Origin of the sequence: Pseudomonas parasichuanensis (assembly GCF_021601385.1) — a bacterium.
Classification (GTDB): Bacteria; Pseudomonadota; Gammaproteobacteria; order Pseudomonadales; family Pseudomonadaceae; genus Aquipseudomonas; species Aquipseudomonas parasichuanensis.
Genome location: NZ_BQHO01000001.1, coordinates 323,274 through 329,949, shown reverse-complemented (window position 1 = coordinate 329,949; position 6,676 = coordinate 323,274). Strand labels below are relative to the sequence as shown.

Genomic DNA, 6,676 nt, shown 5'->3' with positions numbered 1-6,676 from the left:
CGACCGATGGCCCGACAACCGAAAAAGAAATCCTCGTCCAAGCTGTGGTTCCTGGTGCACAGCTGGCTCGCCCTGCCGATCTGGTTCTTTGTGCTTATCGTGTGCTTTACCGGCATGCTCGCGGTGGTCAGCCAGGAGATCGTCTGGCTGGCCAACGCCGACGTGCGCGCCAGCAAGCCGGACGGCGACGCCGAGCGCCTGAGCTTCCAGCAGGTGCTCGATGCCATGCACAAAGCCGAGCCAGACCTGAGCGTGCGCTTTTTCAGCCAGCCGGACGGTTCGCACTTCGCCCTGCAGGCCTCGGTGACCCGCGCCGACGGCACCAGCGCGCTGCTGTACGTCAACCCCTACACCGGGGCCGTGCAGGGCCAGCGCCCGGATTTCGACTTCGAGGCTTTCACCCGCGCCCTGCACGGCTGGTGGCTGGTGCCGTTCACCAACGGCTACAGCTGGGGCTGGTACCTGGTGTCGCTGCTGGGGTTGCCGATGCTGGCCTCGCTGGTCACGGGGCTGGTGGTGTACAAGAAGTTCTGGCGCGGCTTCTTCAAGCCGGTGCGTACCGGCCACGGCTCGCGGATTTTCTGGGGTGACGTGCATCGTCTGGCCGGGGTGTGGTCGATCTGGTTCATCGCGGTGATTTCCATCACCGGCACCTGGTTCCTGATCCAGGCGATCCTTGGCGACAACCACGTGACCATTTCCACCGAGCCGATCGTGCCGGTGATCGCCCGTGAGCAGGTGCCGCAGACCAGCGATGGCAGCCCGGCGCCACGCATCGACCTGGACGAAGCCGCGCGCATTGCCACCCAGACCATCCCTGGGCTGGACGTGAGCTTCATCTCGCTGCCGGCCACCGCCTACAGCCACTACAGCATGGGCGGGCGTGGCTGGTATCCGCTGATGTTCCAGACCGCCGAAGTCAACCCGTACACCCGCAACGTCGACAGCCAGTTCCTGCTGGACGACCGCTCGACCCTGGAGTTCGTCACCGAATCGATGCGCCCGCTGCACACCGGCGACTTCGGCGGCCTGGCGATCAAGCTGATCTGGTTCTTCTTCGGCCTGGTGCTGACCCTGATGGTGCTCAGCGGCCTGCTGATCTGGACCAAGCGTACCGCCCAGGCCACCGCCGCCGCCCTGAAACGCGCCGAGCGCCCGGCCCGGGGCCGCGCGCAAGCCACTGACACCCCCGTGGAGGCCCAGCCATGAGCCAGGCGAACAGCGTGCCGCAAGGCGGCTTCAAGCAGTGGTGGCACAAATGGCGCTTCCACCTGAACATCCTGCTGATCCTCATCCCGTTGGGCTTCATGCCCAAGTACTTCGCCGACGCCAGCCTGTTCCGCGGTGACAGCGGCCTGGGGGCCAATGCCATCCATGACATCCAGGTCGGGCGCTGGAGCCTGGACCTCGCCGAGCTGTTCGACGAAGCCCCGCGCGCCCAGGGCCCGGCCGGGCACTTCAAATCGTTCAACGCCGCGCTGTGCAGCACCTGCACCGAAGGGGTCAAGGCCATCTACCTGCGGGTGGGCAAGCCGCGCAGCCTGCGCGCCGCCGGCACCATCTTCTTCGGCGCCCCGGCGCGCATGAGCACGTCGCTGCCGATCCCGCCGCGCACCCGTGCCGACGCCGATATCTGGATCACCATCGAGGGTTGGGACGGCAAGATGTACCAGGCCTCGGTGCCGCTGGCCAAGGCATCGCCGGCCACCGTGGCCTGGCTCGAGAAACAAGGAGGCAAGAAATGACACCACCGTTGCTGCGCAGGCTCGCCCTGCCCTTCCTGCTGCTGGTCGCCACCCCGGCACTGGCGCACAACCCGATGTGCGATTGCACCGAGAACGCCGGGCAGATCACCTGCAAGGGCGGTTTTTCCGACGGCAGCGGCGCGCCGGGGGTGACCCTGGACGTGATCGGCTACGACGAACAGGTGCTGGTGGCCAGCAAGCTGGGGGATGACTCCACCCTGACCTTCAAGCGCCCCGACGGCGAGTTCTACGTGCTGTTCGATGCCGGCCCCGGCCATGTGGTGGAAGTGGACCACGCCGACATCGGTGCGCCATGAGCCGCGCCCAGGTGGTACGCCCGGCGGGTGCCGGGCACGAAACCCTGTATGTGCTGCTGACCGCCGCGTTGATCCTGCTGCTGGCCGCAAGCGTGGTGGCATTGCGCGGCGAGCGCGAGGATGAGCAGGCCGTGGCCGCCCACCAGCTCGACGCCCGGCGTGACTTGAACGCCGCCGAACAGGGCCTGCACACCGACCTGTGGGTGGCGGTCGAGGAGATCCGTGCGCTGCGTGAGGAAACCGGCAGCGCGCCGCAGGTGGCCGAGCTTGCCGAAGAGGGCCTGCCGCCCTTCGTGACCGATGCCAGCAGCCAGAGCCGCGGCAGCCTGCAATGGGCGCTGCTGGACAACGGCGCCTACCTGGGCCGCAGCCAGGCCCCTGAAGTGGCCGGCAGCCTGCTGCTGATCCTGCCGCAAGCGGCCGATGCCCAGCCCGATGTGTGGCTGCGCCGCGACAGCAGCGCGATGGCCCCGGACGCCCTGGACAGCGCCACGCTGATCGCCGCCGGCTGGCGGCAGATCGTCACCCACTACGACGCCGGGGTTACCCGCCAACACCGTCATTAAGGATTTGCCCATGTTCCGCTCCGCCCGCCGCACCCTGGCGCTGCTCCTGGCCTGCGCCCTGCCTGCCCTGGCCGCCGCCGACACTGGCAAGCCGCTGCGCATCGGCATCACCCTGCACCCCTACTACAGCTATGTGAGCAATATCGTCGGCGACAAGGCCGAAGTGGTGCCGCTGATCCCGGCCGGTTTCAACCCCCATGCCTACGAACCGCGCGCCGAGGACATCAAGCGCATCGGCAGCCTGGACGTGGTGGTGCTCAATGGCGTGGGCCATGACGATTTCGCCGACCGCATGATCGCCGCCAGCGAGAAGCCCGACATCAAGACCATCGAGGCCAACGCCAACGTGCCGCTGCTGGCGGCCACCGGTATCGCCGCCCGTGGCGCCGGCAAGGTGGTCAACCCGCACACCTTCCTGTCGATCAGCGCGACCATCGCCCAGGTCAACAACATCGCCCGCGAACTGGGCAAGCTCGACCCGGACAACGCCAAGTTCTACACCCAGAACGCCCGCGCCTACGCCAAGCGCCTGCGGGCCCTGCGCGCCGAAGCGCTGGCCCAGGTGACCCAGGCGCCGGATGCGACCTTCCGCGTGGCGACCATCCACGCCGCCTACGATTACCTGGTGCGTGACTTCGGCCTGGAAGTGACCGCCGTGGTGGAACCTGCCCACGGCATCGAGCCAAGCCCGGCGCAGTTGAAGAAGACCATCGACCAGCTCAAGGCGCTGGACGTGAAGGTGATCTTCTCGGAGATGGACTTCCCTTCCGCCTATGTCGAGACCATCCAGCGCGAATCGGGCGTGCGCCTGTACCCGCTGACCCATATCTCCTATGGCGAATACACCAAGGAAAAATACGAAGTGGAGATGAAGCGCAACCTCGACACCGTGGTCCGCGCCATCCAGGAGAACCGCGCATGACCGCCGCCGCCCACCTTGCCGCCGCTGGCGGGCCGCGCATCGACTTCGACGGCATCGACCTGACCCTGGGACGCACGCGCATCCTCGAGGGCGTGCGCTTCAACGTCGCCCCGGGCAGCGTGCACGCCATCGTCGGGCCCAATGGCGGCGGCAAGAGCTCGCTGATCAAGACCCTGCTCGGGCAGATGCCGCACCAGGGCCAACTGACCCTGCACTGGCCGGGCGAGCATGAAGTGATCGGCTACGTGCCCCAGGCGCTGGAATTCGACCGCGGCCTGCCGATGACCGTCGACGACTTCATGGCCGCCATGTGCCAGCGGCGCCCGGCGTTCCTTGGCTTGTCCCGGCGGGTGCGCCCGGCCATCGACACGGCGCTGGCCCGGGTTGGCATGCTCGACAAGCGCAAGCGGCGCATGGGCGCGTTGTCCGGCGGCGAGCGCCAGCGGGTGCTGCTGGCCCAGGGGCTGATCCCCGAGCCGCAACTGCTGGTGCTCGACGAGCCGATGTCGGCGCTGGATGAAGCCGGTATCCAGGTGTTCGAGCAACTGCTGCACGGCTGGCGCCAGGCCGGCACCACCGTGTTGTGGATCGAGCACGACCTGCAGGCGGTGCTGCGCCTGGCCGACCGGGTGACCGGGCTGAACCGCCAGGTGCTGTTCGATGCCCCGCCGGCTGAAGCGCTGACCCCTGAGCGCCTGCTCAGCCTGTTCTCTGTCCACCCTCGCAGCGAGAGCCGTTCATGAGTTTCGAAGCCTTCCGCCAACTGGTCCAGGAATGGGCCGGCGCGGGTTATCTGCCGGAGGCGCTGGCCTACGGTTTCGTGGTCAACGCGCTGCTGGCGGGCCTGATGATCGGCCCGGTGCTGGGCGGGCTGGGCACCCTGGTGGTGGTCAAGCGCTTCGCCTTCTTCTCCGAAGCGGTCGGGCATGCCGCGCTGACGGGCGTGGCCATCGGCATCTTGCTGGGCGAACCCTACACCGGCCCCTATGGCAGCCTGTTCGGCTACTGCCTGCTGTTCGGCATTTTGCTCAACTTCCTGCGCAACCGCACCGGGCTGTCGCCGGACACCCTGATCGGGGTGTTCCTCTCGGTGTCGCTGGCGCTGGGCGCGAGCCTGCTGCTGATGCTGGCCGGCAAGATCAACGTGCATATCCTGGAAAACGTGCTGTTCGGCTCGGTGCTCACCGTCAGCGCCCACGACCTGCTGGTGCTGGGCATCGTCGCGGTGCTGGTGCTGGCCTTGGCGCTGCCGCTGTACAACCGCATCATGCTGGCCAGCTTCAACCCGCAGCTGGCGGCGGTGCGCGGGGTGGCGGTGAAGACCCTGGATTACCTGTTCGTGGTGCTGGTGACGCTGGTCACCGTGGTCTCGGTGAAGGTGATCGGGGCGATCCTGGTGGGCGCCCTGCTGGTGATCCCGGCCGCGGCCGCGCGGCTGGTCAGCCAGTCGCTCAAGGGCTTCTTCTTCATCTCGGTGCTGATCGCCACCGTCAGCACCCTGCTGGGCATCCTGCTGCCGATCATGCTCGACCTGCCGGTGCCGTCGGGCGCGGCGATCATCCTGGTGGCCGGCCTGTGCTTCGCCCTCTGTGCCCTGGCCCGTGCCCTCGTCCCCCGCCTGCAAGGAAACCCGGCATGACCCTGAAAAAACTCACCCTGGCCCTGGCCTTGAGCGGCCTGCCGCTGCTGGCCAATGCCACGCAAGTGCTGACCACCCTGCCGGTGACCCACAGCCTGGCCGTGGCCCTGCTCGATGGCACCTCGGTGCAGCTCAAGAGCGCCGCCCCGGCCAACCTGCCGGCCAGCCGCCAGCCGTCGTACTTCGAGGGCCGTGGCGGCGCCAGCCTGCAGAAGGCCGCGCAGCAGGCCGACGCAGTGATTGGCGTGCGCTCGATCTGGCGTGACGACCCGCTCTACCCCATGGCCCGGCGCAGCAATATCCGTATCGTCGAGATCGACGCCGCGCGGCCGGTGGACGGCGCCCTGCCGGGCATCGCGGTGCAAGGCGAGCAAGCGTTTGCCGCATACCCGTGGCTCAACCCGACCAACCTGGGGCGCATGGCCGATGTGGTGGCCAACGACCTGGAGCGTTTGTCGCCGGCGGACAAGGCGAAGATCCAGGGCAACCTGGCCGGGCTCAAGCGGCAGATGCTGGAACTCACCGCCAGCAGCCAGGCGCAGCTGGCCGAGGTCGACAACCTCAGCGTGGTGAGCCTGTCCGAGCGGCTTGGGTACCTGGCCAGCGGGTTGAACCTGGATGTGGTCGAGCAGCCCCTGCACGCCGACGAGCAGTGGGACGAGGCCGCGCTCAAGGCACTGACCAGCAACCTCAAGCAGCAGGACGTGGCGCTGGTGCTGCACCATCGCCAGCCGGATGCCAAGGTGGCGGCGGCGATCGAGGCCGGTGGCGCGAAGCTGCTGGTGGTCGACAGCGACCCGCAGGACACCGTGGCCGGGCTCAAGGCCAGTGTCGAGCAGGTGGTGAAGGCATTGGGCAGCAGCTGAGTCTCAGGGCCCTATCGCCGGCAAGCCGGCTCCCACAGACACAGCGTTGAGCCAATGGTTGCGCCATACCTGTGGGAGCCGGCTTGCCGGCGATAGGGCCGGTACAGGACACGACAGCACCTGCGACAATCCACCACACCAAGCCGAAACCCGGTGAAACCCTCCAAATGGTAGATTCGCCGCCATGAAAACCACTCGTCGGACACGCTCGCTGACCGCATGGACGCTCTACGCCAGCGTCCTGTTCAGCCTGTTGCTGTGTGGTTTGCACCATGGCCAGATGACCGGCCTGCGCCTGTCGGGCCTGGAAGGCGGCTACTGCAGCATGGACAGCGGCCACGGCCCGGCCATCGACCTGGACGGCGGCGGTGGCGACCAGCACATGGCCCAGCTCGATTGCCCGGTGTGCTCCTCGTTCGCCATGGCCGTGCCGCTGAGCAGCGCCGGCTGGACCTTCACCGCCGCCCTTGGCCAGGCCCCGGCGCCGATCGTCACCCGCAGCTGGGGGCAGCCGCCGCCGCGCTACCTGCGCCACGCCATCAACCCCCGCGCCTCCCCTCCCCCGTTCCCCGCAGCAGAACACTTCGCCTGACCCTGGCAGGCGCGCCCGTGCGCGCGCCT

Annotated in this window: 9 protein-coding genes; all 9 read left to right on the top strand. The window is 68.0% G+C overall.

The features are described from left to right. The first annotated feature begins 6 nt into the window (after positions 1–6). The 9 genes from L6D77_RS01620 (at position 7) to L6D77_RS01580 (ending at position 6,647) form a co-directional block, all read left to right on the top strand. Positions 7–1,209, top strand: a complete 1,203-nt coding sequence (locus tag L6D77_RS01620) for a PepSY-associated TM helix domain-containing protein (RefSeq protein ID WP_232885357.1) — start codon at positions 7–9, stop codon at positions 1,207–1,209. Next, complete coding sequence (locus tag L6D77_RS01615) at positions 1,206–1,745, top strand: thiamine pyrophosphate-binding protein (RefSeq protein ID WP_232885356.1); 540 nt, start codon at positions 1,206–1,208, stop codon at positions 1,743–1,745. The genes L6D77_RS01620 and L6D77_RS01615 overlap by 4 nt, the downstream gene beginning before the upstream one ends. Next, a complete protein-coding gene (locus L6D77_RS01610; RefSeq protein ID WP_232885355.1) occupies positions 1,742–2,062 on the top strand; it encodes a hypothetical protein in 321 nt (106 codons plus the stop codon). The genes L6D77_RS01615 and L6D77_RS01610 overlap by 4 nt, the downstream gene beginning before the upstream one ends. Next, positions 2,059–2,628: a DUF6162 family protein gene (locus L6D77_RS01605; protein ID WP_232885354.1), complete on the top strand. Its 570-nt coding sequence runs from the start codon at positions 2,059–2,061 to the stop codon at positions 2,626–2,628. The genes L6D77_RS01610 and L6D77_RS01605 overlap by 4 nt, the downstream gene beginning before the upstream one ends. A gap of 10 nt (positions 2,629–2,638) precedes the next feature. Next, positions 2,639–3,550: a metal ABC transporter substrate-binding protein gene (locus L6D77_RS01600; RefSeq protein ID WP_167409847.1), complete on the top strand. Its 912-nt coding sequence runs from the start codon at positions 2,639–2,641 to the stop codon at positions 3,548–3,550. Then, positions 3,547–4,293, top strand: coding sequence for a metal ABC transporter ATP-binding protein (locus tag L6D77_RS01595; RefSeq protein ID WP_232885353.1), 747 nt, complete (start codon positions 3,547–3,549; stop codon positions 4,291–4,293). Before L6D77_RS01600 ends, L6D77_RS01595 begins: the two co-directional genes overlap by 4 nt. Next, positions 4,290–5,189, top strand: coding sequence for a metal ABC transporter permease (locus tag L6D77_RS01590; protein ID WP_232885352.1), 900 nt, complete (start codon positions 4,290–4,292; stop codon positions 5,187–5,189). The genes L6D77_RS01595 and L6D77_RS01590 overlap by 4 nt, the downstream gene beginning before the upstream one ends. Continuing rightward, complete coding sequence (locus tag L6D77_RS01585) at positions 5,186–6,055, top strand: metal ABC transporter substrate-binding protein (RefSeq protein WP_232885351.1); 870 nt, start codon at positions 5,186–5,188, stop codon at positions 6,053–6,055. The genes L6D77_RS01590 and L6D77_RS01585 overlap by 4 nt, the downstream gene beginning before the upstream one ends. 184 nt (positions 6,056–6,239) lie before the next feature. Next, the gene (locus L6D77_RS01580; RefSeq protein WP_236169943.1) at positions 6,240–6,647 is read left to right on the top strand and encodes a DUF2946 domain-containing protein; all 408 of its coding nucleotides are present in this window, start codon (positions 6,240–6,242) and stop codon (positions 6,645–6,647) included. The last annotated feature ends 29 nt before the right edge of the window (positions 6,648–6,676 follow it).

Bases quoted from the DNA above. Each gene is read 5' to 3' on its own strand.
- L6D77_RS01620 (WP_232885357.1), top strand. From the start codon at position 7: ATGGCCCGACAACCGAAAAAGAAATCCTCGTCCAAGCTGTGGTTCCTG.
- L6D77_RS01580 (WP_236169943.1), top strand. From the start codon at position 6,240: ATGAAAACCACTCGTCGGACACGCTCGCTGACCGCATGGACGCTCTAC.
- L6D77_RS01615 (WP_232885356.1), top strand. From the start codon at position 1,206: ATGAGCCAGGCGAACAGCGTGCCGCAAGGCGGCTTCAAGCAGTGGTGG.
- L6D77_RS01605 (WP_232885354.1), top strand. From the start codon at position 2,059: ATGAGCCGCGCCCAGGTGGTACGCCCGGCGGGTGCCGGGCACGAAACC.
- L6D77_RS01590 (WP_232885352.1), top strand. From the start codon at position 4,290: ATGAGTTTCGAAGCCTTCCGCCAACTGGTCCAGGAATGGGCCGGCGCG.
- L6D77_RS01585 (WP_232885351.1), top strand. From the start codon at position 5,186: ATGACCCTGAAAAAACTCACCCTGGCCCTGGCCTTGAGCGGCCTGCCG.
- L6D77_RS01600 (WP_167409847.1), top strand. From the start codon at position 2,639: ATGTTCCGCTCCGCCCGCCGCACCCTGGCGCTGCTCCTGGCCTGCGCC.
- L6D77_RS01610 (WP_232885355.1), top strand. From the start codon at position 1,742: ATGACACCACCGTTGCTGCGCAGGCTCGCCCTGCCCTTCCTGCTGCTG.
- L6D77_RS01595 (WP_232885353.1), top strand. From the start codon at position 3,547: ATGACCGCCGCCGCCCACCTTGCCGCCGCTGGCGGGCCGCGCATCGAC.